Source organism: Aeromonas sp. SCS5, assembly GCF_001887375.1.
Lineage (GTDB): Bacteria > Pseudomonadota > Gammaproteobacteria > Enterobacterales > Aeromonadaceae > Aeromonas > Aeromonas jandaei.
In genome coordinates, this window is sequence record NZ_LFCS01000008.1 from 167,042 (window position 1) to 192,733 (window position 25,692).

Sequence of the window (25,692 nt, forward strand, 5' to 3'; positions counted from 1 at the left end):
CCTGATTGTTATTTGGCGAATAGAGTGGCTGCTGCCATCAAGCCATACGTGGCTTACTCCTGCACCGGACCCTCCTTGCCCGCCAGCTGGCTCAGCCAGGCGAAGCGGCGATTGGCCTCCTGCTCCGCCTCTTGATAGAGCTGGCTGGCCACCTCCGGCAGCTGGCGCTCCAGCCGCTGGAAGCGGGGCTCATGGCGCAAGGTCTCGGCCAGCGAGGCATTGGGGGCCCGCGAGTCGAGCGCCAGCGGCAATTTACCCTCGTCAGCGCGGCGCGGATCGAAGCGGTAGAGGGGCCAGAAACCGGTGGCGGTAAGCTGCTTCATCTGCTCGTGGCTCTGGGCCATGTCGTAGCCATGCTCCTCGCAGGGGCTGTAGGCGATGATGAGCGAGGGGCCCGGGTAGGCTTCCGCCTCCTGAATTGCCTTCACTGTCTGGTTCATCTGGGCGCCGAGGGAGATCTGCGCCACATAGACGTGACCATACATCATCACGCTGGCCCCGAGATCCTTGCGTGCCTTGCGTTTGCCCTGCTCGCCAAACTTGGTGATGGCACCGAGTGGCGTCGCCTTCGACTGCTGGCCGCCGGTGTTGGAGTAGCACTGGGTATCGAGCACCAGCACATTGATGTTCTCCCCCAGACTCAGCACATGGTCGAGTCCGCCAAAGCCGATGTCGTAGGCCCAGCCATCGCCGCCGATGAGCCAAACCGATTTTTCCACCAGATAGTCCGCATCGCGAGCCAGCTCTTGGGCTGCCGGGATCGGGCTCTCCTGCAGAAGCACTCGCAACTGCTGGATATGGGCCCGCTGCTCGGAAACCGGCAGGGTGGTATCGCCGAGCGTCTCGCGCAGCGCTGCCGGAATGGTGTCGCCCAGGCTCGCCAGCAGACGGCGCACCCGCTCCCTGTGCTGATCGACGGTGAGGCGGAAGCCCAGTCCGAACTCGGCGTTGTCTTCAAACAGCGAGTTGGCCCAGGCCGGCCCGCGCCCCTCGGCGTTGGTGGTGTAAGGGGTGGTAGGCAGGTTGCCGCCATAAATGGACGAGCAGCCGGTGGCGTTGGCAATCAGCAGCCGATCGCCATATAGCTGGGTCAGCAGCTTGATATAGGGAGTCTCGCCACAACCGGAGCAGGCGCCCGAGTATTCAAACAGCGGCGAGATGAGCTGGGAGGTGCGGATGTCGATGCGCTCCAGCTGCTCGGCGCTGCGCTCTGGCAGGTTGAGGAAGAAGTCGTAGTTGGCCTTCTGCTCGTCGAGGTGATCAAGGCGTGAAGCCATATTGATCGCCTTGCGATCCGGGTTGCTGCGATCCTTGGCCGGGCACACCTCGACGCAGAGGTTGCAGCCGGTGCAATCCTCCGGCGCCACCTGCAGTACGTACTGCTGGCCGCGCATGTCACGGGATTTCACATCCAGCGCATCCAGAGTTGCGGGAGCCGCGGCCAGCGCATCCGGTTCTACCACCTTGGCGCGAATGGCCGAGTGGGGACAGGCGGCGACGCAGTAGTTGCACTGGGTGCAGAGCTCCGCCTCCCAGATGGGGATCTCCTTGGCGATGTTGCGCTTCTCCCAGCGGGTGGTGCCGACCGGCCAGGTGCCATCCGGCGGGAAGGCGGAGACCGGCAGGCTGTCACCCAGCCCCGCCAGCATGGCGGCGGTGACGGTCTGGACAAAATCGGGGGCCTTGGCCGAAACCACCGGTGGGCGCGGGCGGCTGGCGGGATCCAGCTCGCCAAGTGGCACCCGGGTCAGGGCGGCGCAGGTTGCCTCCAGTGCCTGCCAGTTGCGTTCGACCAGCGCTTGTCCCTTGCTGCCATAGCTGGTGGCGATGGCCTGCTTCAGCAGGCTGGTCGCCTCTGCGGGGGGAATGATGGCGCTGAGCTGGAAGAAGGCCATCTGCATCACGGTATTGATGCGGTTACCGAGCTGGCAGTCGCGGGCAATTTTGGCGGCGTTGATGATGTAGAAGCGCGCCTCTTTCTCGCGCAGGGCATGCTGCACCTCGCTGGGGAGGCGTTGCCAGATCTCCGCTTCGCTGTAAGGGGTGTTGAGCAGGAAGATGCCACCCGCCTTCAAGCGCTCCGCCATCCGGTACTTGTCGACAAACTGCCACTGATGGCAGCCGATAAAGTCCGCCTCTTCCACCAGATAGGCCGATTGCAGCGGCCGCTCGCCCACCCGCAGGTGAGAGACGGTGAGGCCGCCCGCCTTCTTGGAGTCGTAGACGAAATAGCCCTGCGGATAGAGGTCGGTGTGGTTGCCGAGGATCTTGATGCTGTTCTTGGCCGCCGAGACGGTGCCATCGCTGCCAAGGCCGTAGAAGAGTGCCTCCAGCTTGTGTTGCTGGTTGTGGATGGGGCTTTGCGAATCCAGCGCGGCCAGCGGCAGCGAGAGACCTGTGATGTCATCGAAGATGCCGACGGTAAAGCGCGGACGCGGGTTCTCCTGTGCCAGTTCGGCAAACACCGCCAGCGCGCAGGCGGGGCCGAACTCTTTGGAGGAGAGGCCATAGCGACCGCCGATCACCCGCGGCAGGCTTGCCCGCTCGCCCCGGCTGACTGCTTCGGCCAGCGCCGTCATCACGTCGAGATAGAGGGGCTCGGCCTGTGCGCCCGGCTCCTTGGTGCGATCCAGTACGGCGATGGTGCGGGCACTCTCGGGAATCGCGGCCAACAGGTGCTCGGCCGAGAAGGGACGGAACAGCCGCACCTTCACCAGCCCCACCTTCTCCCCTTGGGCCAGCAGGCGATCGATCACCTCTTCACAGGTGCCGATGGCTGAGCCCATCAGCACCATAATCCGCTCCGCCTGCGGGTGGCCGACGTATTCAAACGGCCGGTAGTGGCGGCCGGTCTGTTTGCCAAAAGCCTGCATCGCCTCGCTCACATGACCATAGGCAGCGTCATACCAGGGGTTGCTCGCCTCCCGGCACTGGAAATAGGTGTCCGGGTTGGCCGCGGTGCCGCGAATGACCGGTTTGTCGGGGGTGAGCGCCCGGTCACGATGAGCACGGATGGCATCTGCGGGCAGCAGGGCGCGCAGGGTGTCATCAGCGAGCGGCGCTATCTTGGCGATCTCGTGAGAGGTACGAAAGCCGTCGAAGAAGTGGATAAAGGGGAGGCGGCTGTTGAGGCTCGCTATCTGGGAGATCAGGGCGAAATCCTGCGCCTCCTGCACATTGCTGGCACAGAGCATGGCACAGCCGGTCTGGCGCACCGCCATCACGTCCGAGTGATCGCCAAAGATCGATAGGGCGTGGGTCGCCACGGTACGCGCCGCCACATGCAGCACAAAGGGGATAAGCTGACCCGCCAGCTTGTAGAGGTTGGGGATCATCAGCAGCAACCCCTGCGACGAGGTAAACGAGGTCGCCAGCGCGCCGGTCTGCAGGGCGCCGTGGACGGCGGCGATGGCGCCCCCTTCCGATTGCATCTCGACAACCCGGGGGACATCCCCCCACAGGTTCTTGCCCCGTTCGCTCGACCAGGCCGACGACTGCTCAGCCATGGCCGAGCTGGGGGTGATGGGGTAGATGGCGATGACTTCGCTGGTGCGGTACGCCACCGAGGCGACTGCGTTATTCCCGTCTGTGGTGATCATGTGTTTTCCACTTTGCTATGCCAGTTTGAAGGCCGATAGTTGCATCGGCAATGGATAGGTCGCAGGCATAGTAAGAGGGGCAATGAGAGCGTATCAAACGGGATAAATAATCAATTAATAAGTCAGTAATAGTGGTTAATTTAATCCCGCGGCGTGGGGACGTGATTTTCTGCTGGTACCCTACGGGAGGTGGCTGACGGGCCATTGACATGGCCCGTCAGCACTGGGTTAACCCTGATCCACTTGCAGCCAGATGGCGCACTGATAAGGGGCGAAGAGCTGCATCGGTTCGCCAGGGTAATTGGCCAGCAGCAACCGCATTCCGTCTGCCACCTTGTCGAAGTGGGGCATTGGCAAGGGGGTCGCCGTGAGATTGGCGAGTAGCAGCAGGGTGTGCCGCTCTCCGCTGGCCGGATCCTGCCAGTGGCGGCGATAGCCGATACGATCTGGGTCACCCCCATCCAGCAGATCGAAATTGCCGTGGCGAATGACAGGGTGAGCCTTGCGCAGGGCGATGAGCTGGCGATAGCAGTGAAACGGCGAGTCGGGACGGGCCAGCTGCTCGGCGGCATTTATCTCGACGTGATTGGCGTTGAGGGCAATCCAGGGCGTGGCCGTACTGAATCCGGCGTGGGGGCCGGCGTCCCACTGCATCGGGGTACGGGCGTTATCGCGGCCTATGGCATCGAGCCGCCGACTCAGCTCGGCAGGAGCCAGCCCTGAGTGGCTGGCGCGGTAGTTGATCGCCTCCACATCGCGCAGCTCGTCCGGCTGCCAGTGGCGGTTGGTCATGGCGAGCTCCTCCCCCTGATAGATGAAGGGGGTGCCCTGCATCAGGTGCAGCGCCATGGCCCACAGCCTGGCGCTGGTTTCCCGCCACTCTGGCCTGTCGTCGCCAAAGCGGGAGACGGCGCGAGGCAGGTCGTGGTTGCCGAGAAACAGGCTGTTCCAGCCCTGCCCATGTAGCCCTTGCTGGTGGCGGGCCATGGCCCGTTTGAAGGCGAGGGGATCAAAGCGGGATGACCACTTGTCACTGCCCAGTCCCAGATGCTCGAAGTTGAACACCATGCTGAACTCGCTGCCATCCGTACTGGAGTAGCGCTGCATATGGGCGAGATCGGCCCCCCAGGTCTCCCCCACCGTAATGATCCCCTTGCCGCCGAAGCTCGCGGCATTGAGCTCGCGGATATAGTCGTGCAGGCGCGGGCCATTGCTCATGGCAAGCCGGTCCCACTCCTTGCTCACCATGTCGATCACATCGAAGCGAAATCCCTTGATCCCTTTGCCCAGCCAGAAGTTGATCACCTCTGCCATTTCGGCCCGCACCGCCGGGTTGTCCCAGTCCAGATCGGCCTGACTCGCATCAAAGTTGTGCAGGTAGTAGCGATCAAGCGCTGGCACGTACTGCCAGCCGCTGCCGCCAAAAATCGAGGTAATGGGGTGAGCATCGACAAAGGCTTGATCCCGGAATATGTAATAACCCTGATAACGGGGATCGCCGGCCAGTGCCTGCACAAACCACTCGTGCTCGGTGGAGGTGTGGTTGGCGACGATATCCATCATGATGCCGATGCCGTGAGCGGCCGCTTCGGCTATCAGCAGCTCCATATCGGTCAGGGTGCCGAAGGCGGGGTCGATGGCACGGTAGTCCGCCACATCGTAGCCGTTGTCCCGTTTGGGGGAGCGATAGATGGGGGTGAGCCAGAGCATATCGACCCCGAGGGTGGCCAGATAGTCGAGGCGCTGACGGATGCCGTTGATATCGCCCATGCCGTCGCCATCGCTGTCCTGAAAACTCATGGGGTAGATCTGGTAGATGACGCAGCTATCGAGGTCGATATCGGGCGTGTGAAGGGAGTGCGTATTCATCAGCTTGGCCGGTTAGGGGAGAAGATTTTCTATCTTACGCAGATGAACGGGTACTCGACAGGGCAGGGGAAACCTTGAAAAGGGTTCCATAGTTGGCTGATTGCCAAAAGTGCGGGAAGGGTCACAAAGGTGCCATCCCAAGCCACGGTAGTGGTCGGGATGGCACGGCACTCAGCGTTGATGCTATGCAGGAATACTGGTTATTGAGCAGCCTTGGCCTGCTCGCTGCGCTGCTCCTGCTGGCGTTCGGTCTGGGCTTCCAGCTCCTTGCCGAGGAAGTAGTTCAGGAAGGTGCGGATCACCGCGATGATGGCAAGGCGGATCAGCTCCTCCTTGCTTGGCGCGACCGTGGTGGCCAGGATGTCAGCGGCGAGCTGGAACTCCAGCGCCAGAATGAGCCAGCTGCCAAAACAGAGGCGAATGCGCGGAAAGCCCGGTTCGTGATCCTCCATCCGTGCCGCCAGCCAGAGGGTCTTGCCAAGCCCTATTACCACACAGGCGATGGAGATGATCTCCAGCAGCAGCTGGAACAGCTCGACCCCGTGCATCATCCCTTCTCTCAGGCTCGCTATCTCAAACACTCGGGTCACCTCCCTGATTCAAAAGAGGACACTATTAACACATCGCTCGGCAAAGGCCAAATCAGAGTCTCCTGATAAGCAGTGAGAGCTGTTCAATGAGCTGACGCGCAGCGGGGCTGACTCCGGCCAGTTGGAAGAAGCCGTGTATAACACCCAGTTGCCGCTGACAGGTAGCCGTGACACCGGCTTGCAGCAGTTTGCGATAGAAGGCTTCCCCCTCATCGCGCAGCGGATCATATTCCGCCGTTACGATATGGGTCGGCGGTAATCCTGACAGGGCTGGATGATGGAGCGGACTTGCTTCGGGGTGAGTGACGGGCTGCTCCCCCAGATAGGCGTGAAAACCGCTTAACAGCATGTCGCGGGTGATGAGGTAGTCATCCCCTAGCTGCCGATAGCTGTCACTGTCGCCCGTTGCATCGAGCATCGGATAGATGAGCAGTTGGGCAGCAGGCAAGGGGGCGCCTCGCTCCTTGAGTCGCAAGGTGGTGATCAGGGCTAGGTGGCCGCCGGCACTGTCGCCCGCAAGGACAACCCGCGCCGGATCCCCATGCCATTTCTCCACATCGGCCATGATGGCGAGCGTAGCAGCCAGTGCGTCGTCGTGTGCTGCAGGATAGGTGTGTTCAGGGGCAAGGCGGGTATGTACCGCGAACACCAGTGCCTCGGCGCGATTGCACAGCATCCGCATCTGGCGATCGTGAGTGTCGAACTCGCCGCTGACAAAACAGCCGCCATGAAAGTAGATCAGGGCCGGATGGCTTGCACTTGAGGTGGACGCTGGCTGATAGAGGCGAACGGAATAATGGCCGTTTTGCCACTCTTCGACAACGCCAACCTCTTCCCGTTCACCACTCAATATGGCTGAAGCAAGATAGCCTTCACGCCGCTTCTGCCAGCTCAGGCTGCTCGCCTTGGGGCGGCCTGCAGCGATGAACTCTGCCACCATGGCCGCAATGGCCGGTTCAAGTTGTGTATCCATAATTCACCAGCAACTGTATATAAAAACAGTTATTTTGCGCTTTTAGCCAGAGAGCGCAACCGGCGTTAGCTGAGGCAGCTCACAAAATCAGACTTCAAGCAGCTGGAATTCAATCACATAGAGCGGAGGCAGGTCGGGGTAGATATCGCGGATCACCTGTTTGAGCTCGGGGAGGGTCATGTTCTCCTGACGGGCGTGCTCGTCGTTCAGTTCATCGAAGGCTACAGCATTGACGGAGAGCACCTCGATGGTGCCGAAGGGCTGGTGTTCCGGGTTGGTGAACAGCGCCAGCCGCTGGCCGGGCTGCCAGTTGGCCTCGCTCTCGTCGCGGATGGTGATGGTCTTGCGGCCCGCCTGAATGTCGGCAACGAAGCGGCTGAAGAAGGTGAACTCTGGATAGGTGTGAGTAGACATGGTGACTCCTGACAGGGTGAATCGAAATGGGATAAATGGAAATCAAAGGTCGAGATAGGCGCGCAGCCTGGCCAGATCGGCGATAACGGGGCCGTCGTTGCCGTCGGCAACTATGCCCTGTTCAACCAGCTCCTTGAGGGCGCGGCGGTAGACCCGCTCTGTGGTGCCGAAGCGTGCTGCCTCGTGGGCCCGCTTGCGTGACCCCAGCATGGGGGTGCGCTGGCGTTCTCGCCACAACTCGTAGGCGATGTTGTAGGCGATGGGGTGGAGCAGTCGGCTGGTGGTGATCTCCAGGGTATCGAGATAGTCGCTGGCAAGCGCCGCGGCGAAGAAGAGGGTCAGCTCGGGCTCGGTCAGCAGGCGCTGGGCCAGTTTGTGAGCACAGATGACCCGGGCATCCAGTTCGGTCTCGGCCACCACGTTCCACTGCACCGGGGTGGCGCTGAAGAACTCCATTTCGCCGAAGATCTGGCTGTGACACTCAATCTCGCCAAGCTGGAAGATGCGGCCCGAGTGGACGGCGCTATTGAGGGAGACCCGCCCTGCGCCCACCAGATAGAGCTGTTCGCTCAGCTCCCCCTGCCGCATGATGGATTCGCCCGGCAGGTAGCGACGCAGAAACAGGGTGCACGCTTCCAGCGCCGCGGCAAAGCGGGGTTCCAGTTTGGCGAGTTCGGCGTGAAAACGGCCGAGGGGATAGGGCTGTTGCTGCATGACGTACCTGTCGCACCGATGACGAGGGCCATGAGGCTAGCAAGAGCGCGGGCCGGATACCAGCCCGCCTCCTGTCGAATGTGCCGTGATTAACGGTTTGCGGGTTATTGCACCAGGGCGTGGAGGGCGGCGGCGATGGCGTTTCGCTCGCCGTTCATCATGGCCTGCTCGGCGTTGGCGTACTCATTGACCCCATCTTGCACATCCTGCTCGAACAGCACCACGTTGCAGAGCACGGCGGCAACCCGCACCTTGCGCAGACGCCCCACGGTCAGCAGGGATGCGGTCTCCATGTCTGCGCCCAGCACACCACGGGCATGCCAGTAGCGGCATACCTCCTGCTCGTCATCCCGATAGAAGCTGTCGTGGGAGCGCACCAGCCCGTGCCAATGAGGCTGGCCGCTGGCCGCCACCTGATTGAGCAGGGCAGCCTGCAGCCAGATGTCGGCGCAGGCGGGGTACTCGGCAGGCAGATAGGCCTGCGAGGCCCCATCATTGCGTACCGCCCCTTCCACCACGATAAGGTCGCCAAGACCGATGTCGTGCTGCAGGGCGCCGGCCGAGCCGACCCGAATAAGTGAGCGGGCCCCCGCCTGCACCAGCTCCTCCAGCGCTATGATGGCCGAGGCACCGCCGATGCCGGTGCTGCAAACCGTGATCGGCACTCCCTGATAACGGCCGTTGATGAGACGAAACTCCCGGTGCTGGCCCAGCACTTCGCACTCGTCGAGCTGGCTGGCGATGCGATCAACCCGGGCCGGGTCGCCGCACAGCACCACCCGCTCGGCAATCTGGTCGGGGCGGCACTGGAGATGGGGTAGCAGCGTCATGGCTTATACCCCCAGTGGCTGGCGCTTGGCGGCAATCACCCAGAGGCGGGTGCCGTTGGCGGCGATAAAGAGCAGGATCAGGTATTCGAGCGACATGGCGTAGACACCCTGCGCCGCATAGATACCGATGCTGATGATGTTGATAACCACCCAGAGGATCCAGTTCTCCACGTATTTGCGGGTCATCAGGATCTGGGCGACCACCGAGAGCACTGTCATGGTGGCATCCCAGAACGGGAAGGCATCGGGGGAGGGCTCGGGAGTGGCGAGTCCGGCACCAAACAGGTTGAGCAACGCGACCGAGGTGCGCGCCAGCGCCGCGAATACCGGGTCGATATAGCGGGTCAGCAGGGCGATGGCCAGCACGCTCACCACGGCAGTGACGATGAGCTTGGATTTGCTGAGCCAGCGGATCTGCAGGGAGTCCCCCTGATCGTTGGCGGGGCGGGTCCAGGCGTACCAGCCATAGACGTTGGCGCAGAAGAAGAACAGCTGCAGCAGCAACAGCCCGTAGAGCTGGATCTGGAAGAAGATGATGGCAAACAGGGTGACGTTGATAAGACCGAACAGGTAGTTGATGGTCTTCTCCTGACTGGCGAACCAGATGCAGGCCAGGCCGAACAGGGTACCGATGGCTTCAATCCACGACATGGCGTAGCCGCCGCCCAGCGGTATGGTCACTAGGGTGTTATTGATGCTGAACAGCTCGAATATGCTCATTTTCTGATCCTTGGCATGGAGGTAGTGCGAGGGTGCCATTCTAGGTGGTGCGGCAGCTGCCGGGCAGGACTTTTGTCCCCCCTGTGCTTGGCACACATCAAAGAAATCCAATCCGATGACCGTCTATTCAAGCGCTGATGGGTTATGGTGCGATAGCTGGCCGGACTTTATTGATATGTAACAAGACCATAGCCTCATGGCTGTGGTCTGATAGAGTCCACTCTCCGGGAGGAGAATCGTGTTGTAAAAGGAGGTTTCATTGAATTCCGAGCTTGTCTGGGTGCTCTCTCTGCTGGCGGGTGCCATCTATCTCTTCATGACCAATAAAGTCCGGATGGACGTGGTCGCCCTGTTGATCATCATTCTCTTTGTGCTGAGCGGCACCCTCACTCTGCCGGAGGCGCTGGCGGGTTTCAGCGATCCCAACGTTATTCTGATTGCCGCCCTGTTCGTGGTCGGGGATGGGTTGGTGCGCACCGGTATCGCCTATCAGGTGGGGGATGCGCTGGTGAAGGTGGCGGGCAGCAGCGAGACCAAGCTGCTGGTGTTGCTGATGGTTGCGGTGGCGACGCTGGGGGCTGTGATGAGCAGCACCGGGGTGGTGGCCATTTTCATCCCGGTGGTGTTGAGCGTGGCGAACCGGATGGGGATCCCGGCTGGTCGCCTGATGATGCCCCTCGGTTTTGCTGGGCTGATCAGCGGCATGATGACGCTGGTGGCTACCCCCCCCAACATGGTGGTCAACAGTGAACTGATGCGCCATGGCATTCATGGTTTCACCTTTTTCAGCTTCACACCGCTCGGTGCCCTGATCCTGCTGTGCGGGATTGTCTACATGCTGCTGGTACGCGGCTCCCTGGTGGGCGAGGGGGAAGAGGGCAAAGGCAAGCAGAGCGGACGCCGCACCTTTCGCGACCTTATCCGCGACTATCGTCTTACCGGCCGGGCTCGCCGGTTGGCGCTACGCCCCGATTCACCGCTGATTGGCCATACCCTGGATGAGCTGCAACTGCGCGCCCGCTATGGCGCCCACGTCATCGGGGTAGAGCGCTGGCGCAAGTTTCGCCGGGTGATGGTGCCGGTCTCGGGGATCAGTGAATTTCAGGCCAGGGATGTGCTGCTGATCGACATGTCCGATCCCGAGATCGACATTCGCGAGTTTTGCAGCGAGGCGCGGCTCGAACCGATGATTCTGCGCGGCGAGTACTTCTCCGATCAGGCGCGGGAGGTGGGGATGGCCGAGGTGTCGCTTATTCCCGAGTCGAGCCTGCTTGGTAAAACCGTGCGCGAGGTGACCTTCCGCTCCAGCTACGGTTTGAGCGTGGTGGGGCTGCGCCGGGATGGCGAGACGATGGGTGGCAAGCTGGTGGATGAGCCGCTGCAGATGGGGGATACCCTGCTGGTGGTGGGCAACTGGAGTCATATCCGGCTGCTGCAAACCCACAGCCGTGACTTTCTGCTGATGGGGCTGCCGGCCGAGGTAGACGAGATGGCGCCGGCGCGCAGTCAGGCCATTCACGCCCTTATCTGCCTCGGGGTGATGATCCTGCTGATGGTGACCGACCCGGTGCCCAACGTCATTGCCGCGCTGATCGCCTGTCTGCTGATGGGCAAGTTTCGCTGCATCGACATGGAGAGCGCCTACAAGTCGATCCACTGGCCGACCCTGATCCTGATTGTCGGTATGTTGCCCTTCGCGCTGGCGCTGCAAAAAACCGGCGGGGTGGATCTTATCGTGGGCGGATTGATGAGCGCAGTGGGAGAGATGGGGCCGCGAGTGATGCTGGCCAGCCTGTTTGCCCTCTGCGCCGTGATCGGTTTGTTCATCTCCAACACGGCGACGGCGGTATTGATGGCGCCGATTGCCTTGGGCACGGCGCAGCAGATGGGAGTCTCGCCCTATCCGTTTGCCATGACCATCGCCATCGCCGCCTCGGCTGCCTTTATGACGCCGGTCTCGTCACCAGTGAATACCCTGGTATTGGGGCCGGGCAACTACAAGTTTGCCGATTTTATCCGTATCGGCGTGCCCTTTACCCTGCTGGTAATGGCGGTGAGCGTGGTAGCCATTCCCTGGTTCTTCCCGTTCTGACCATTTGAGGCAAATAGGTGTTTATCTGGCGGCCTGCGGGCCGCTTTTTTGTGGGCGAGTGAAAGCCGTATCGAGAAGATCGGGAAGGGGGAGCCGCAGGAAAGTGGGCAAAAAGAGGCAAATTTCAGATACAAAAAAACCAGCATAAAGCTGGTCTGTTTGGTACTTCGTTCAATGGTGCGGAAGGAGAGACTCGAACTCTCACGCCTAGGGCGCCAGAACCTAAATCTGGTGCGTCTACCAATTTCGCCACTTCCGCAAATTGATGGTGGCTATGACGGGATTCGAACCTGTGACCCCCGCATTATGAGTGCGATGCTCTAACCAACTGAGCTACATAGCCTTTGTTATCTACCACTAGGTGGAAGAGAACAGAATAATGGCTGGGGCACTAGGATTCGAACCTAGGTATGGCGAGATCAAAACCCGCTGCCTTACCGCTTGGCGATGCCCCAACAGTGTTCTTTGCAATCAGATGATTGAAGAAACGTTTTTCAAAAATGGTGGCTATGACGGGATTCGAACCTGTGACCCCCGCATTATGAGTGCGATGCTCTAACCAACTGAGCTACATAGCCGTTTATTATCAACCACAAGGTGGAAGAGAACAGAATAATGGCTGGGGCACTAGGATTCGAACCTAGGTATGGCGAGATCAAAACCCGCTGCCTTACCGCTTGGCGATGCCCCAACAGTGTTCTTTGCAATCAGATGATTGAAGAAACGTTTTTCAAAAATGGTGGCTATGACGGGATTCGAACCTGTGACCCCCGCATTATGAGTGCGATGCTCTAACCAACTGAGCTACATAGCCGTTTATTATCAACCACAAGGTGGAAGAGAACAGAATAATGGCTGGGGCACTAGGATTCGAACCTAGGTATGGCGAGATCAAAACCCGCTGCCTTACCGCTTGGCGATGCCCCAACAGTGATGCCTGACAGAAACTATCAAACACCTTTAAAAAATGGCTGGGGCACTAGGATTCGAACCTAGGTATGGCGAGATCAAAACCCGCTGCCTTACCGCTTGGCGATGCCCCAACAGTGATGCCTGACAGAAACCATCAAACACCATTTTAAAAATGGCTGGGGCACTAGGATTCGAACCTAGGTATGGCGAGATCAAAACCCGCTGCCTTACCGCTTGGCGATGCCCCAACAGTGATGCCTGACAGAAACCATCAAACACCATTTTAAAAATGGCTGGGGCACTAGGATTCGAACCTAGGTATGGCGAGATCAAAACCCGCTGCCTTACCGCTTGGCGATGCCCCAACAGTGATGCCTGACAGAAACTATCAAACACCTTTAAAAAATGGCTGGGGCACTAGGATTCGAACCTAGGTATGGCGAGATCAAAACCCGCTGCCTTACCGCTTGGCGATGCCCCAACTAAGGATGGTGGCTATGACGGGATTCGAACCTGTGACCCCCGCATTATGAGTGCGATGCTCTAACCAACTGAGCTACATAGCCAACCTTGCTTCCGGTGAGTCGTTACCTCGTCACCGTGCGGGCCGAATTATGCGTATCTGGCTCTGGGGCGTCAACCATTTTTTTGCCAGAAAAACTCAATTTGAGTGCGTTTGGCCAGTTATTGGTCTCTGTTGCGCAAAAGCCCAACAATCTGCATTTTTTTACGTCATCTCCTGCTTTGGTGTAACGGCAAAAGATAAAGAGGGAGGCTCGTGAGGGTTGCCTTGTCATAGGGGAGAGAGGAGAGGAAAGGGGGCTGCCACTGGGAGAGAAGAGTGTTTGGCTCCTTTCTATGTCGTCCAGTTGCTACTTTTTAAATCAATATCTTATTCGATGGTCACTCACGGCAGCGTTGTCTTGTGGGGATTTGCCGCTACAAACGGGTCAACAGGGAGATTTTTGGCATGCCATTGGCTTTCCAAAGGCGCTTTTTGCGCTTTTGATTGCTGCCAGCGTAGCCGCGCTCCCCGATGGCAATATGGGTTGTTTTCATTTGAGTTCTATATAAGGGGTTCTGGCCGACAAGTCGGGAGTTAACGTCATTTTTGCGAGCGGTCTCACCCCTCTTTCCCCTGACGCAACCCGGTCAAGTCGGTAAGCTTGGCAGAGTCACCAAAGGCAAGGACGCCCGATGAACTTCACTTTTCGCCAGATCCGCTATTTCGTGGCCGTTGCCGATAGTCTGTCGGTCAGCCGTGCAGCCCAGGAGCTGCACATCTCCCAGTCCGCCGTCACCGGCGCCATTCGCGAGCTGGAGGAGGGGGTGGGCGCCACCCTGTTCGAGCGTGGCCCGCGCGGGGTTACGCTCACCCCTCAGGGCCACCAGTTTCTGCTCCATGCCCGGCGCATCCTCGGTGCCATGAGCGATGCGGCCCACTCCCTGAAAGGAACCGCACGGGAAGAGGAGGGTAGTCTCACCATAGGTGTCACCAGTCTGGTGGCGGGTTACTACCTCTCCGATGCCCTCGGCCGCTTTCGCCGCCTCTTTCCGGCTGTGCATATCGAAGTGAAAGAGGATGAGCAGGCGTTTCTTGAACACCAGCTGGTCAATGGCGAGATCGATGTGGGGCTCTTGATGACCAACCGCACCATCCGCCACGAGGCATTCGATACCGAGCTGCTGACTCGCTCACCGCTGCGGTTATGGCTGCCGGTCAACCATCCTCTCTGCGCCCAGCCCTCTATCTCGTTGACCGAGCTGGCCAACGAGCCGCTCATCGCCCTCACCGCCGACCAGATGGAGCAGGTGATTCAGGCTGGACTGCGTCGTTATGGCCTGCGGCCGCGCATCGTGCTGCGCACCGGTTCGGTGGAGGCGGTGCGCAGTCTGGTGACCAGCCATCTTGGTCTGGCCCTGCTGCCGGATTTTGCCTATCGCCCCTGGTCGCTGGAGCAGGAGCGGGTGGAGGCGCGGGAGATCAAGGAGCCGATCCCCGCCATCGATATCGGACTGGTGTGGCGACGTGGCTCGCGTCTGCCGTGGGCGGCGCGCGAGTTTATTGAAATAGCCAAGGAGCAAGGGCGGCTGCGCGCCCGGCTCGGGCCGACCAGATAGGGTTCATACGACATCGGTATCACTTTTCCCGATAGCTTGGCCCCTGAAAATTGAAATTCTCATTGCTCTCTCCTTCCCCTACGCTCACTCAAGCGTTAACAGGATGTTAATTTACTACTGGAGAAGGAGATCACCATGAGACTGACTGCACTCTGTCTCGGATTGCTGGCGTCGTCCCTGCCGCTGCACGCAGCGCAGAAAGGGGAGGGACAGGTCGACATCGTCGCCTGGGCCGGCTACGTGGAGCGGGGCGAAACCGACAAGAACTACGACTGGGTGACCGGTTTCGAGCAGGCTACCGGCTGCAAGGTGACGGTCAAGACCGCCGCTACATCGGACGAGATGGTCGCCCTGATGAATGAAGGGGGCTTCGATCTGGTGACCGCCTCCGGAGATGCCAGTCTGCGTCTCATCGCCGGTGGCAAGGTACAACCCCTCGATCTGTCGCGCATCCCCAGCTGGAGCAAGGTGGATCCCCGTCTGCAAAATGCCCCCTGGCACACGGTGAATGGCAAGCACTACGGCGTGCCCTACCAGTGGGGCTCCAACGTCCTGATGTACAACACCAAGGTATTCCCCAAGGCGCCCGACTCCTGGTCCGTGGTGTTCGAAGCCCAGACCCTGCCCGATGGCAAGCCCAACAAGGGGCGCATTCAGGCCTTTGATGGCCCCATCTATATCGCCGATGCCGCTCTCTATCTGATGACTCACAAGCCGGAGTTGGGGATCAAGGATCCCTATGAGCTGAACGAGGATCAGTACAAGGCTGCGCTGGAGCTGCTGCGCCAGCAACGGCAGCTGGTCGGTCGCTACTGGCACGATGCCTTCGTGCAGATCGACGACTTCAAGAATGAAGGGGTGGTGGCGTCGAGTTCCTGGCCGTTCCAGGCCAATACCCTGGCCGCGGACAAGCAGCCGGTCGCCACCGTGGTGCCCAAAGAGGGGGTCACCGGCTGGGCCGATACCACCATGCTGCACGCCGAAGCCAAACACCCGGTTTGTGCCTATCAGTGGCTCGAACACTCCCTCGACAACAAGCTGCAGGGGGATCTCGCCTCCTGGTTTGGCTCCGTGCCTGTGGTTCCTGCGGCTTGTCAGGGTAATGCCCTGCTCGGCGCCGAAGGATGCAAGACCAACGGGGCTGACAACTTCGCCCGGGTGCACTTCTGGCGTACCCCGGTCAGCCAGTGCAAGAGCCAGGGTACCTGCGTCCCTTACTACCGCTGGGTCTCCGATTACATCGCCATTCTTGGCGGCCGCTGACACGTCCGGGCCGGCTTGCCGGCCCCTCACTCTGGAGTCAATTCATGCACGCAGTTCAGTTTGAACGGGTGAGCCGTCACTATGGCGCCGTCAAGGCGGTGGACGAGGTGTCGCTGGCCATCGCGCCGGGGGAGTTCTTCTCCTTGCTGGGGCCGAGCGGTTCCGGCAAGACCACCTGTCTGCGGATGCTGGCCGGGTTCGAGTACCCGACCGGTGGCACCATCCGCCTCTTTGGCGAGGAGTGCTCGACGCGTCCACCCTACGAGCGCCCTCTCAATACCGTTTTTCAGGATTACGCCCTCTTTCCCAACATGAATGTGCGGGACAACATCGCCTACGGGCTGATGATCAAGGGGATCGACAAGGCCACCCGCCACCGCCGCGCCGACGAGATGCTCGAACTGGTACGCCTGCCCGGGGTGGGGGATCGCCGGCCGGGTCAGCTCTCCGGTGGTCAGCGCCAGCGCATCGCCATCGCGCGGGCCCTCATCAATCAGCCGCGGGTGCTGCTGCTGGATGAACCGCTCGGCGCTCTCGATCTCAAGCTGCGCGAGCAGATGCAGCTTGAACTCAAGGCGCTGCAGCGCCAGCTCGGCATCACCTTTATCTTCGTGACCCACGATCAGCAGGAGGCGCTCTCCATGAGCGATCGCATCTGCATCTTCAATCAGGGTCGCATCGAGCAGGTCGCCTCTCCAGAGACCATCTACGACACGCCAGCCACCCCCTTCGTGGCCCGCTTTGTCGGCAGCGTCAACCTGTTCGAAGGAGAAGCCGCCCGCCGTCTCACCGGCCAGAGCGGTCAGGTGATGGTGCGTCCGGAGCGGATCCGGCTCGCCACGGCCGGTGTGCCCGGCTGGTCAGGCGAGGTGCGCGAGGTGGAGTATCTCGGCCCCTATGTGCGCTACCGGGTGCGCATCGACAGTGATATCGAACTCATCGTCAACCACCCCAACGAGGGACAGGCGCGCCTGCCGCTCGGGGAGCGGGTCTCGCTGAGCTGGGCGGCTCCCGCCGTGCATGCTCTGGGAGCAACCCCATGAACAGTGCGAGTCTGACCATGCCAACCGTGCTTCCCCGTGCGCCGCTGCGTCGGCGCCTCTCGAACCTGCTTTATGGCCGATCCGGTCTGCTGCTGGGGATCCTGCTCGGGCCCCCCCTCATCTGGCTTGGCCTTATCTATGCCGGCTCCCTGCTGATGCTGCTCTCCAACTCTTTCTTCGGGCTCGACGAGTTCAGCGGCCAGATCCGCCACGAGTTCACCTGGCAGAACTTTATCGATCTGGCACGCCCCGAAAACCGGGATGTGATCCTGCGTACCGTGGTCATGTCTCTGCTGGTCACGCTGGCCTGCGCCCTGATCGCCTTTCCGATCGCCTATTACATGGCGCGCTACACCAGAGGGCGGCAGCGGGCTTTTTTCTATATCGCCATCATGCTGCCGCTCTGGTCGAGCTATCTGGTGCGGGTCTATGCCTGGAAGCTGATCCTCGCCAAGGAGGGGGCGGTGAACTGGTTGGCGGGTCAGCTGGGGCTGGACGGGGTGTTGCAGGCACTGCTCAGTCTGCCGGAGATTGGCGGCCCCTCGTTGTCATTCTCACGGATCGGCACCTTTATCGTCTTCGTCTATGTCTGGCTCCCCTTCATGATCCTGCCCATTCAGGCGGCCGTGGAGCGGATCCCTCTCTCCCTCATCGAGGCGAGCGCCGATCTCGGGGCCACTCCGGGGCAGACCTTCCGTACCCTGCTGCTGCCGCTGGCGCTGCCGGGGGTAGTGGCCGGCTCCATCTTCACCTTCTCGCTGACCCTTGGCGACTACATCATCCCGGGCATTATCGGCAACTCTACCCTCTACATCGGTCAGGTGGTCTACATGCAGCAGGGGACGGCGGGCAACCTGCCTTTCGCCGCGGCTTTCTCGCTGGTGCCCATCCTCATCATCGCCGTCTATCTGATGGTGGCAAAACGTCTGGGGGCTTTCGATGCGCTTTGATCAACCGGGTCGTACCCTGCGGGTGGCCGCTTACGGCGGGCTCGCCTTCCTGCACTTTCCGATCCTCTTTATCTTTCTCTATGCCTTCACCACCGAGAGCAAGAGCTACCAGTTCCCGCCGCCGGGCTTTACCCTCCACTGGGTTGCGGTGACCTTCGAGCGGCCCGATGTCTGGCGCGCCATCCAGCTTTCGCTGGAGGTGGCGAGCCTTGCCACTCTGGTTGCCCTGCTGTTGGGGACGCTGGCCGCTGCCGCGATCGCCCGCAGCCGCTTCTTCGGTCAGGAGATGGTCTCGCTGATGCTGATCCTGCCTATCGCCCTGCCGGGGATAGTGACCGGTCTGGCACTGCGTTCGGCCTACGGTGCGCTGGAGATCCCCTTCAGCTTCTGGACCATCGTCATCGGCCACGCCACCTTCTGCGTGGTGGTGGTCTACAACAATGCGTTGGCCCGTTTTCGCCGTACCAACCGCTCGCTTATCGAGGCATCGATGGATCTCGGGGCCGACGGTTTCCAGACCGTGCGTTACGTCATCCTGCCCAACATCGCCACTGCGCTGCTGGCGGGGGGCATGCTGGCCTTTGCCCTCAGCTTTGACGAGGTGATCGTCACCACCTTTACCGCCGGCCAGCAGACCACGCTGCCCATCTGGATGTATCAGGAGCTGATCCGGCCACGAGACCGCCCGGTCACCAACGTGGTTGCCCTTATCATCGTCGCCGTCACCACGGTACCGATCCTGCTTGCCTATTACCTGACCCGCGATGGCAACGACGCCGTGCGCTAATTACCAAGGAAGGTTATTCATGAACATTTCGACCCAGCAACTTATCGACGGCCAGTTTGTAACAGGGGAGGGCCCGAGCGAACCGGTACTCAACCCCGCGACCGGTGAGCTGATTGTCCAGCTGCCGGAGGCCTCCTTCGAGCAGGTGAGCCGCGCCGTCAACGCCGCCCAGCGCGCTTTTGGCACCTGGCGTCACACCACGCCGGCGACCCGCAGCAACCTGCTGCTGCGCCTTGCCGCCGCCATCGAGGAGCGGGCCGAGGCCTTCGCCGCCATCGAGTCCCTCAACTGCGGCAAACCCTATGCGGCCGTGCTGGGTGACGAGCTGCCGGCGGTAGTCGACTGCTTCCGCTTCTTTGCCGGTGCCGCCCGCTGTCTGCACGGGCCGCTGGCAGGCGAATACCTCGACGGCCACACCAGCATGATCCGCCGTGACCCCATCGGGGTGGTGGGCAGCATCGCCCCCTGGAACTATCCGCTGATGATGGCCGCCTGGAAGATTGCCCCCGTGCTGGCGGCCGGCAATACGGTGGTGCTCAAGCCATCGGAGCAGACTCCGCTGAGCGCCCTGCTGCTGGCGGAGATTGCCAGCGAGATCTTCCCGCGCGGGGTGATCAACATCATCTGCGGCCGTGGCGAGAGTGTGGGCGCCCCGATGGTGGAGCATCCGCTGGTGCGGATGGTGTCGCTCACCGGCGATATCGCCACCGGTCAGAAGATCCTGCAGAGCGCGGCGCGCACCATGAAGCGCACCCATCTCGAACTGGGTGGCAAGGCGCCGGTCATCATCTTTGACGATGCGGATCTCGATGCGGTGGTGGCTGGCATCCGCACCTTCGGTTTCTACAATGCCGGACAGGATTGCACCGCCGCCTGCCGCATCTATGTGCAGAACAAGTTGCACGACCGCTTCGTCGCCGCCCTGACCGATGCCGTCTCCTCCATCAAGGTGGGTACCCAGCATGAAGAGGGGGTCGAGATGGGGCCGCTTATCTCCGATCGCCAGCGCCATCGGGTGGCGAGCTTTGTCGAACGGGCCGTCACCAGCGGCCATATGGAGGTGACTACCGGCGGGCGGATGCGCCCCGGCAGCGGCTTCTTCTACGAACCGACCCTGATCGTGGGGGCCCGTCAGGAGGACGAGATCGTGCGCCGCGAAGTGTTCGGCCCCGTGGTGTCGGTGACCCGTTTCAGCGATGCCGAGCAGGTCGTGCAGTGGGCCAACGACTCCGACTATGGCCTCGCCTCTTCGGTCTGGACCCGCGATCTGGGGCTGGCCCACAAGGTGGCGGCGGGACTCCAGTATGGCTGCACCTGGATCAACACCCACTTCATGCTGGCCACCGAGATGCCTCACGGCGGGATGAAGATGTCCGGTTACGGCAAGGATCTCTCCCTCTACGCGCTGGAGGATTACACGGTACCGCGCCACATCATGGTCAAGCTCTAGCAATCGGCTCTGAGCCACGGCCTTGTGTAAAGTGGCAAGGCCGCGTTGCAATGCGCAAAAGAAAAAGCCCATCCGTTGCCGGATGGGCTTTTTGTCGTTCCGGGCCGAAAACTACGGCCAGCACAGGATTAGACGTTGAACAGGAAGTTCATGATGTCGCCATCTTTGACGATGTAGTCCTTGCCTTCGGCGCGCATCTTGCCCGCTTCTTTGGCGCCCTGCTCACCCTTGTAGGTGATGAAGTCTTCAAAGGCGATGGTCTGGGCACGGATGAAGCCCTTCTCGAAGTCGGTGTGGATCTTGCCAGCCGCTTGCGGGGCAGTGGCGCCAACCGGAATGGTCCATGCACGCACCTCTTTCACGCCGGCGGTGAAGTAGGTCTGCAGGTTCAGCAGCTGGTAGCCGGAGCGGATAACACGGTTCAGACCCGGCTCTTCGATGCCAAGGTCGGCCATGAACTCGGCGCGATCTTCGTCGTCCAGCTCGGCGATGTCAGCTTCGATGGCGCAGCAGACGACTACGACAACGGCGTTCTCGGCAGCAGCGATCTCACGCACCTTGTCCAGATAGGGGTTGTTCTCGAAACCATCTTCCGCCACGTTGGCGATGTACATGGTGGGTTTGAGGGTCAGGAAGTTGAGGTGGCTGACCGCGGCCAGCTCTTCCTTGTCCAGCTTCATGCCACGGATCATCTGGCCGTTTTCCAGCGCGACCTTGATCTTCTCCAGGGTTTCGACTTCCAGCTTGGCATCCTTGTCGCCGCCCTTGGCGCGCTTGGACTGGCGGTGAATGGCGCGCTCACAGGCGTCCAGGTCCGACAGGGCCAGCTCGGTGTTGATCACTTCGATATCGTCAGCCGGGGAGACCTTGCCGGCAACGTGAATGATGTTTTCGTCGTCGAAGCAGCGCACTACGTGGCCGATCGCTTCGGTTTCACGGATGTTGGCCAGGAACTGGTTGCCCAGACCTTCACCCTTGGAAGCTCCGGCTACCAGACCGGCGATGTCGACGAATTCCATGGTGGTAGGCACAACGCGCTGCGGATTGATGATGGCCGCCAGCTGGTCGAGGCGCGGGTCCGGCATCGGTACTACACCTGTGTTCGGTTCGATGGTGCAGAACGGGAAGTTGGCGGCTTCGATACCGGCCTTGGTCAGCGCGTTGAACAGGGTGGATTTGCCTACATTGGGCAGGCCCACGATACCGCATTTAAAACCCATGGATTGTTACCTTACTTGATGGATGCTGTGAGGCTCGCCCTCAGGCGGCCCGTGTCATGCTTTATTCGGCCTTGAAGCTGTGCAGCCGGTTCATGGCCTTGGTCATATCTTGTTTGAACAGAATGTCGGTAGCACGCAGGGACTCGTCCAGTGCGGCATCGATCAGGTTCTGTTCACTGCTGGGCGCCTTGGTCAGCACGAAGCCGGCGACCAGCTCCTTGGCTCCGGGATGGCCGATCCCGAGGCGCAGCCGGAAGAAGTTATTGTTGTTGCCCATCTTGGCGATGATGTCCTTGAGGCCGTTATGGCCGCCGTGACCACCACCCTGCTTGAACTTGGCGATGCCCGGGGGCAGATCCAGTTCATCATGGGCCACCAGAATCGCTTCCGGCTCAATCTGATAAAAACGCGCCAGAGCGGCGACCGCCTTGCCGGAGAGGTTCATGTAGGTGTTCGGGATGAGCAGTCGCACATCCTGCCCATCAACCAGAATGCGGGCAGTGTGGCCGAAGAACTTGGGCTCTTCGCGCAGGCTGACATTGTGCCAGCGGGCCAGTTGCTCCACATACCAGGCGCCCGCATTGTGGCGGGTTTTGGCATATTCCGGGCCGGGATTGCCCAGTCCGACGATCAGTTTGATTTGGCTTGTCACGCTTGATGTCTTCACTCGCAGCTGCCGTGGGCACACTACCCAGGGCAATAGGACGCAATATTCTAGCCGCCGAGTGGCGATCACTCAACCAATGTGCATGTTATGGCGGGATTTGAGCGATTTTGGCGGCCAATGGATGACAAACGGGCCTCTTGCGAGAGGCCCGTTCTCTGTCGATTTGCTGATGACCCGGTTATTTGGCGCGCAGCAGGGTGACAGTTTCCTCATCCAGCGCGGTCAGGGTGGGGCGGGCATCGCGCACATACTCGACGAAGGAGGCGGCATCGGTACCGCAATCGACCCCGGCGGCCTTGCAGTCGAGGGATTTGCCCGGGGCGTAGACGGCGCCGAGCAGCTCGCCATTTTGTGCCACTTTGAGCACCGGGAAGGCGGTCAGCTTGCCCTTTACGCTGGCGATGTCGACCCGCTCACTCTTCTGACGCTGGGCATTGGCCAGCGCCTGCCAGCCGTCGTTGCCGTTGGCGCTGTAGGCGTTCATCACCACGCGATAGCGCTGGCTATCCACCAGATCCTGCCACTCGCCGCTCGCCGTCTTGTGCTGCAACCGGGTCAGTGTGCCCGCTTTGCCTGCGCTGGTCTCCTGGAAGGTGTAGCGCAGGTGGCCACCATAGGGGAACTTGCCGGCATGGGCGCTGGCGGGCAGCGTGGCGGTGATGGTTTCGGTCAGCAGGGCACGCACCTCGGCGCCGGTCAGGGTCAGCACCGCGAGCTGATTTTTGAACGGCAGAAGGGTGAGGGAGCTGTCCCCCTCGCGCCACTCGCCGGCCGGCAGCTCGGCGCGCACGCCACCTACCGCTACCAGTGCGAAGTCGACCGGACCACCGGTCAGGGCCTGAACGGCCGGGGTATTGGCCCAGTAGAACTCCCCTTCGGCAACCAGCGGTGCAACATCTGAGCCGTGGCTGTCGCTGCCGTTGTCGCCGGGGCGACGGGCATTTTGCAGCTGCTCGGGGATAGTGCCGATCACCGGGCCATAAGCTTTCTCCAGCGCCGGTTTGTAGTGGCTGTCGATGATGCCGCGCAGGCGGGGATCTTCATCCACGGTGACCAGATTGGGCTGGTTATCGACGAACTGGCTCGCCTCCTTGCTACGGTTTTCGTCGAGGGGCTGCTTGCGCGCCGCATCGGCGAAAAAGTCGCGGCTGGCCAGCAGGCTGTTGTGGCCCTGACAGTCGGTCACATGACCCTGACCATCAAAGCTCACCTGAGCCAGACCAATGGCCTGGGCGTAGGAGCCAGCCTGCACCACGCAGGTCTTGCCGATGCCGTCCGGGTTGGTCACCAGCTTGGCGTATTCGCCGGTGTTGCCCCAGCCGATATTGCGAAAATCGCCGAGCAGGCTGTGGGAGTGACCGCCGACGATGGCATCAATGCCGTTTACCTTGGCGGCCAGCGCCAGATCCCGCTCGTTGCCGATGTGGGTGAGCGCCACGATCTGGTGGATCCCCTTGGCTTGCAGCATATCCACCGTGGCCTGGGCAGATTCAACCTCTTTGGCAAAGCGCAGCTTGCCGACGTTGGGCGCAATGTTGCCCATATCTTCCAGCACCAGACCGATGACAGCGACCAGCTGTTTGCCTTGCGGCAGGTTGTTGATGTCGGTGACCGGGCTCTTCTGGTTGCCGTCAAAGGCGTAGACAGTGAAAGGCTTGAGATTGGCCACCTTGCTGAGGGCGGGATCGGCCTTGGTATCGAGATTGGCGGCCAGCACCGGGAAGTTGACCCCCTTGATGAAGCGGGCCAGCTTCTGGTTGTCGAGATCGAATTCGTGGTTGCCAAGGGCCATGGCATCGAGGCCGAACTGGTTGAGCAGCTCGGCGTTGGCCATCCCCTCGTTGAGCTTGAAGTAGCCGCTGCCCTGCCAGGCATCGCCGCCGTGCAGCAGCAGCATGGCGTGGTTCTGGGCCAGTGCATCGGCCTGATAGGCCTTGGCCATGGTCAGCAGCCGCGGGTAGCCGCCAAAACGGGTGTAGAGGGTATCTGTCTCTCCCTCCTGGGCAAAGATATGCCCCTTCAGCTCGGCGTTGACCGGGTCAAACTGGGAGTGGGTATCGTTCATGTGAGCCAGCGTCAGCACGAAGGGCTGATTTTCTTTGGCAGGCTGACAGGCGAAGAGGGCGGAGGTCAGGGTCGCAAGCAGGAGGGGGCGCAAGCCATTCATGGGTAAATCCTTAACACCTGCCACAGGCAGGGTCGTACATATAGCCGGGGTCTAGAAAGACGAAAACCGCCTGATGGCGGTTTTCGTTATTGCTGAATCTATCAATGCTCAAACATGGCAGAGATGGACTCTTCGTTGCTGATGCGACGAATGGCTTCGGCCAGAACAGTCGAGAGGGTCAGCTGTTTGACTTTGCCAACTGCCTTCATCTCCGCGGTGAGCGGGATGGAGTCAGTGATGATCAGTTCGTCGATCACGGAGTTCTTGATGTTCTCGACGGCAGAACCGGAGAAGACCGGGTGGGTAGCGTAGGCGAATACACGCTTGGCACCGCGCTCTTTCAGGGCTTCTGCTGCTTTACACAGAGTGCCGCCGGTATCGATCATGTCGTCAACGATGATGCAGTCGCGGCCGGCAACGTCACCGATCAGGTGCATGACCTGGGAGACGTTCGGGCGAGGACGACGCTTGTCGATGATGGCGATGTCGGTATCGTCCAGCAGCTTGGCGATGGCGCGGGCGCGCACTACGCCGCCGATGTCCGGCGATACGACGACAGGGGACTCGAGGTTCTTGGACTTCATGTCTTCGAGCAGCACCGGGCTACCGAATACGTTGTCTACCGGAACGTCGAAGAAGCCCTGGATTTGCTCGGCATGCAGGTCAACGGTCAGCACGCGATCCACACCCACGCTGGAGAGGAAGTCAGCGACAACCTTGGCGGTGATGGGCACACGGGCGGAACGGACGCGACGGTCCTGACGGGCATAACCAAAATAGGGGATTACGGCAGTGATACGGCCAGCTGAAGCACGACGCAGTGCATCCACCATGACGATCAATTCCATCAAATTGTCGTTGGTCGGGGCACAGGTGGATTGAATGATGAAGATATCGCCACCACGTACATTCTCGTTGATCTGTACGCTGATCTCGCCGTCGCTAAAGCGACCTACGGCAGCATTGCCGAGTTTGATAAACAGGCGATCTGCGATCTTCTGGGCTAGTTCCGGCGTTGCGTTACCAGCAAACAGCTTCATGTCAGGCACGGTTTGAAACCTCGGGGTTGCATCCAGTATGTGGGGGAGTCTGAAATCAGACCCTTATCGTTTTGGGGCAAACGATTTAGCCAGACAACGAGCAAGGGATTAGCCGCATCGGGATGGCAGAAAGGGGGGTGAGCCCTGCGACGTGGGCGAGCACGACATCGCCTGCGTCACTGCCATCAGATCAAATTGGCTGGGGTACTAGGATTCGAACCTAGGGATGGCGAGATCAAAACCCGCTGCCTTACCGCTTGGCGATACCCCA

Annotated in this window: 19 protein-coding genes and 13 tRNA genes; 7 read left to right on the top strand and 25 right to left on the bottom strand. The window is 60.8% G+C overall.

What is annotated here, in order from left to right; genetic code table 11:
* Window positions 1–53: 53 nt before the first annotated feature.
* From nifJ to pnuC, 8 genes are all read right to left on the bottom strand, one after another.
* Window positions 54–3,599 carry a pyruvate:ferredoxin (flavodoxin) oxidoreductase gene (gene nifJ / locus BS300_RS12455; protein WP_071913120.1) on the bottom strand — a complete coding sequence of 1,182 codons (3,546 nt, stop codon included), beginning with the start codon at window positions 3,597–3,599 and terminating at the stop codon, window positions 54–56.
* A 228-nt stretch (window positions 3,600–3,827) separates the two neighbouring features.
* Entirely contained in the window at window positions 3,828–5,468 is a 1,641-nt protein-coding gene (locus BS300_RS12460) for an alpha-glucosidase (RefSeq protein ID WP_071913122.1), read from the bottom strand.
* Window positions 5,469–5,668: 200 nt separating this feature from the next.
* Entirely contained in the window at window positions 5,669–6,049 is a 381-nt protein-coding gene (locus BS300_RS12465; protein ID WP_033115688.1) for a DUF1622 domain-containing protein, read from the bottom strand.
* Between the two features lie 61 nt (window positions 6,050–6,110).
* Window positions 6,111–7,031, bottom strand: coding sequence for an alpha/beta hydrolase (locus tag BS300_RS12470; RefSeq protein ID WP_071913124.1), 921 nt, complete (start codon window positions 7,029–7,031; stop codon window positions 6,111–6,113).
* Between the two features lie 87 nt (window positions 7,032–7,118).
* Entirely contained in the window at window positions 7,119–7,445 is a 327-nt protein-coding gene (gene yqfB / locus BS300_RS12475) for a N(4)-acetylcytidine aminohydrolase (RefSeq protein WP_071913126.1), read from the bottom strand.
* Window positions 7,446–7,487: 42 nt separating this feature from the next.
* Window positions 7,488–8,159 carry a Crp/Fnr family transcriptional regulator gene (locus BS300_RS12480; protein ID WP_071913128.1) on the bottom strand — a complete coding sequence of 224 codons (672 nt, stop codon included), beginning with the start codon at window positions 8,157–8,159 and terminating at the stop codon, window positions 7,488–7,490.
* A gap of 104 nt (window positions 8,160–8,263) precedes the next feature.
* Entirely contained in the window at window positions 8,264–8,989 is a 726-nt protein-coding gene (locus BS300_RS12485) for a nucleoside phosphorylase (RefSeq protein WP_071913130.1), read from the bottom strand.
* A 3-nt stretch (window positions 8,990–8,992) separates the two neighbouring features.
* Complete coding sequence (pnuC, locus tag BS300_RS12490) at window positions 8,993–9,709, bottom strand: nicotinamide riboside transporter PnuC (protein WP_071913132.1); 717 nt, start codon at window positions 9,707–9,709, stop codon at window positions 8,993–8,995.
* A 259-nt stretch (window positions 9,710–9,968) separates the two neighbouring features.
* Here pnuC and BS300_RS12495 point away from each other — a divergent pair, with 259 nt between their 5' ends.
* Window positions 9,969–11,801, top strand: a complete 1,833-nt coding sequence (locus BS300_RS12495; protein WP_071913134.1) for an SLC13 family permease — start codon at window positions 9,969–9,971, stop codon at window positions 11,799–11,801.
* Window positions 11,802–11,976: 175 nt separating this feature from the next.
* Here the strand turns inward: BS300_RS12495 and BS300_RS12500 are convergent.
* The 12 genes from BS300_RS12500 to BS300_RS12555 form a co-directional block, all read right to left on the bottom strand.
* Window positions 11,977–12,060 (bottom strand) — tRNA-Leu (locus tag BS300_RS12500).
* Window positions 12,061–12,067: 7 nt separating this feature from the next.
* Window positions 12,068–12,144, bottom strand: a tRNA-Met gene (locus BS300_RS12505).
* 37 nt (window positions 12,145–12,181) lie between these two features.
* A tRNA-Gln gene (locus BS300_RS12510) sits at window positions 12,182–12,256 on the bottom strand.
* Window positions 12,257–12,302: 46 nt separating this feature from the next.
* Window positions 12,303–12,379, bottom strand: a tRNA-Met gene (locus tag BS300_RS12515).
* A 38-nt stretch (window positions 12,380–12,417) separates the two neighbouring features.
* Window positions 12,418–12,492, bottom strand: a tRNA-Gln gene (locus tag BS300_RS12520).
* Between the two features lie 46 nt (window positions 12,493–12,538).
* A tRNA-Met gene (locus BS300_RS12525) sits at window positions 12,539–12,615 on the bottom strand.
* A 38-nt stretch (window positions 12,616–12,653) separates the two neighbouring features.
* Window positions 12,654–12,728: transfer RNA gene (locus BS300_RS12530), tRNA-Gln, on the bottom strand.
* Between the two features lie 41 nt (window positions 12,729–12,769).
* Window positions 12,770–12,844: transfer RNA gene (locus BS300_RS12535), tRNA-Gln, on the bottom strand.
* 42 nt (window positions 12,845–12,886) lie between these two features.
* Window positions 12,887–12,961 (bottom strand) — tRNA-Gln (locus BS300_RS12540).
* A gap of 42 nt (window positions 12,962–13,003) precedes the next feature.
* A tRNA-Gln gene (locus BS300_RS12545) sits at window positions 13,004–13,078 on the bottom strand.
* Between the two features lie 41 nt (window positions 13,079–13,119).
* Window positions 13,120–13,194: transfer RNA gene (locus tag BS300_RS12550), tRNA-Gln, on the bottom strand.
* Between the two features lie 8 nt (window positions 13,195–13,202).
* Window positions 13,203–13,279 (bottom strand) — tRNA-Met (locus BS300_RS12555).
* 631 nt (window positions 13,280–13,910) lie between these two features.
* On the opposite strand from BS300_RS12555, the gene BS300_RS12560 reads away from it, so the two are divergent.
* The 6 genes from BS300_RS12560 (at window position 13,911) to BS300_RS12585 (ending at window position 20,327) form a co-directional block, all read left to right on the top strand.
* Window positions 13,911–14,834: a LysR family transcriptional regulator gene (locus tag BS300_RS12560; protein ID WP_071913136.1), complete on the top strand. Its 924-nt coding sequence runs from the start codon at window positions 13,911–13,913 to the stop codon at window positions 14,832–14,834.
* Between the two features lie 135 nt (window positions 14,835–14,969).
* Complete coding sequence (locus BS300_RS12565; RefSeq protein WP_033115309.1) at window positions 14,970–16,097, top strand: ABC transporter substrate-binding protein; 1,128 nt, start codon at window positions 14,970–14,972, stop codon at window positions 16,095–16,097.
* A gap of 44 nt (window positions 16,098–16,141) precedes the next feature.
* Window positions 16,142–17,140: an ABC transporter ATP-binding protein gene (locus BS300_RS12570; RefSeq protein ID WP_041210697.1), complete on the top strand. Its 999-nt coding sequence runs from the start codon at window positions 16,142–16,144 to the stop codon at window positions 17,138–17,140.
* Window positions 17,137–18,090: an ABC transporter permease gene (locus BS300_RS12575; RefSeq protein ID WP_041210698.1), complete on the top strand. Its 954-nt coding sequence runs from the start codon at window positions 17,137–17,139 to the stop codon at window positions 18,088–18,090. Before BS300_RS12570 ends, BS300_RS12575 begins: the two co-directional genes overlap by 4 nt.
* Complete coding sequence (locus BS300_RS12580) at window positions 18,080–18,877, top strand: ABC transporter permease (protein ID WP_033115312.1); 798 nt, start codon at window positions 18,080–18,082, stop codon at window positions 18,875–18,877. The genes BS300_RS12575 and BS300_RS12580 overlap by 11 nt, the downstream gene beginning before the upstream one ends.
* Window positions 18,878–18,896: 19 nt before the next feature.
* Entirely contained in the window at window positions 18,897–20,327 is a 1,431-nt protein-coding gene (locus BS300_RS12585; protein WP_071913138.1) for a gamma-aminobutyraldehyde dehydrogenase, read from the top strand.
* A gap of 128 nt (window positions 20,328–20,455) precedes the next feature.
* Here the strand turns inward: BS300_RS12585 and ychF are convergent, their stop codons facing one another.
* The 5 genes from ychF to BS300_RS12610 form a co-directional block, all read right to left on the bottom strand.
* Window positions 20,456–21,547 (bottom strand): redox-regulated ATPase YchF, encoded by a 1,092-nt coding sequence (gene ychF, locus BS300_RS12590; RefSeq protein WP_033115314.1) that lies wholly within the window; start codon window positions 21,545–21,547, stop codon window positions 20,456–20,458.
* 61 nt (window positions 21,548–21,608) lie between these two features.
* Complete coding sequence (gene pth / locus BS300_RS12595; RefSeq protein WP_033115315.1) at window positions 21,609–22,199, bottom strand: aminoacyl-tRNA hydrolase; 591 nt, start codon at window positions 22,197–22,199, stop codon at window positions 21,609–21,611.
* Window positions 22,200–22,392: 193 nt separating this feature from the next.
* Entirely contained in the window at window positions 22,393–24,381 is a 1,989-nt protein-coding gene (locus BS300_RS12600; RefSeq protein ID WP_071913140.1) for a bifunctional metallophosphatase/5'-nucleotidase, read from the bottom strand.
* 101 nt (window positions 24,382–24,482) lie between these two features.
* Window positions 24,483–25,430, bottom strand: coding sequence for a ribose-phosphate pyrophosphokinase (locus BS300_RS12605; protein ID WP_005343846.1), 948 nt, complete (start codon window positions 25,428–25,430; stop codon window positions 24,483–24,485).
* 187 nt (window positions 25,431–25,617) lie between these two features.
* A tRNA-Gln gene (locus tag BS300_RS12610) sits at window positions 25,618–25,692 on the bottom strand.

Coding starts and splice junctions, on each gene's coding strand:
- nifJ (WP_071913120.1), bottom strand. CDS start 3,599: ATGATCACCACAGACGGGAATAACGCAGTCGCCTCGGTGGCGTACCGC.
- BS300_RS12460 (WP_071913122.1), bottom strand. CDS start 5,468: ATGAATACGCACTCCCTTCACACGCCCGATATCGACCTCGATAGCTGC.
- BS300_RS12470 (WP_071913124.1), bottom strand. CDS start 7,031: ATGGATACACAACTTGAACCGGCCATTGCGGCCATGGTGGCAGAGTTC.
- yqfB (WP_071913126.1), bottom strand. CDS start 7,445: ATGTCTACTCACACCTATCCAGAGTTCACCTTCTTCAGCCGCTTCGTT.
- BS300_RS12480 (WP_071913128.1), bottom strand. CDS start 8,159: ATGCAGCAACAGCCCTATCCCCTCGGCCGTTTTCACGCCGAACTCGCC.
- BS300_RS12485 (WP_071913130.1), bottom strand. CDS start 8,989: ATGACGCTGCTACCCCATCTCCAGTGCCGCCCCGACCAGATTGCCGAG.
- pnuC (WP_071913132.1), bottom strand. CDS start 9,709: ATGAGCATATTCGAGCTGTTCAGCATCAATAACACCCTAGTGACCATA.
- BS300_RS12560 (WP_071913136.1), top strand. CDS start 13,911: ATGAACTTCACTTTTCGCCAGATCCGCTATTTCGTGGCCGTTGCCGAT.
- BS300_RS12565 (WP_033115309.1), top strand. CDS start 14,970: ATGAGACTGACTGCACTCTGTCTCGGATTGCTGGCGTCGTCCCTGCCG.
- BS300_RS12570 (WP_041210697.1), top strand. CDS start 16,142: ATGCACGCAGTTCAGTTTGAACGGGTGAGCCGTCACTATGGCGCCGTC.
- BS300_RS12575 (WP_041210698.1), top strand. CDS start 17,137: ATGAACAGTGCGAGTCTGACCATGCCAACCGTGCTTCCCCGTGCGCCG.
- BS300_RS12580 (WP_033115312.1), top strand. CDS start 18,080: ATGCGCTTTGATCAACCGGGTCGTACCCTGCGGGTGGCCGCTTACGGC.
- BS300_RS12585 (WP_071913138.1), top strand. CDS start 18,897: ATGAACATTTCGACCCAGCAACTTATCGACGGCCAGTTTGTAACAGGG.
- ychF (WP_033115314.1), bottom strand. CDS start 21,547: ATGGGTTTTAAATGCGGTATCGTGGGCCTGCCCAATGTAGGCAAATCC.
- BS300_RS12600 (WP_071913140.1), bottom strand. CDS start 24,381: ATGAATGGCTTGCGCCCCCTCCTGCTTGCGACCCTGACCTCCGCCCTC.